The 500-nt window shown below is 45.0% G+C and carries 2 tRNA genes; both read right to left on the minus strand.

The features are described from left to right. Positions 1-215 precede the first annotated feature (215 nt). Positions 216-291: transfer RNA gene (locus AC1HJP_RS21170), tRNA-Thr, on the minus strand. A 12-nt stretch (positions 292-303) separates the two neighbouring features. Continuing rightward, positions 304-378: transfer RNA gene (locus AC1HJP_RS21175), tRNA-Gly, on the minus strand. Positions 379-500 lie beyond the last annotated feature (122 nt).

The following is a 500-nucleotide window of genomic DNA, read 5'->3' on the forward strand; positions in this document are numbered from 1 at the left end:
GTTTTACCGTGGTCAACGTGGCCGATTGTACCTACGTTTACGTGCGGTTTCGAACGTTCAAACTTTTCTTTTGCCATGACGGAACCTATAAGTAAGATTTATGTGTATCTAGATTACATATAAAAATAACCCGCAAAATGCAGATTAAGATTATTCTTCAATTATTAAGTATTTTTATGACAAGTCAAAGGAAGTATTTTGGAAGATTCTAGTACTGGTGCTGATAGGCAGATTTGAACTGCCGACCTCACCCTTACCAAGGGTGCGCTCTACCGACTGAGCTATATCAGCACACCAGAACTCTGGAGCGGGCAGCGGGAATCGAACCCGCATCATCAGCTTGGAAGGCTGAGGTAATAGCCATTATACGATGCCCGCTTTAGGAACCTGTTATTCAACTACCTCTAACCGTCAAGAATAAAGTGGTGGAGGGGGCTGGATTCGAACCAGCGAAGGCAGAGCCGTCAGATTTACAGTCTGATCCCTTTGGCCGCTCGGGA

The organism is Pseudoalteromonas sp. NFXS53, assembly GCF_056629255.1.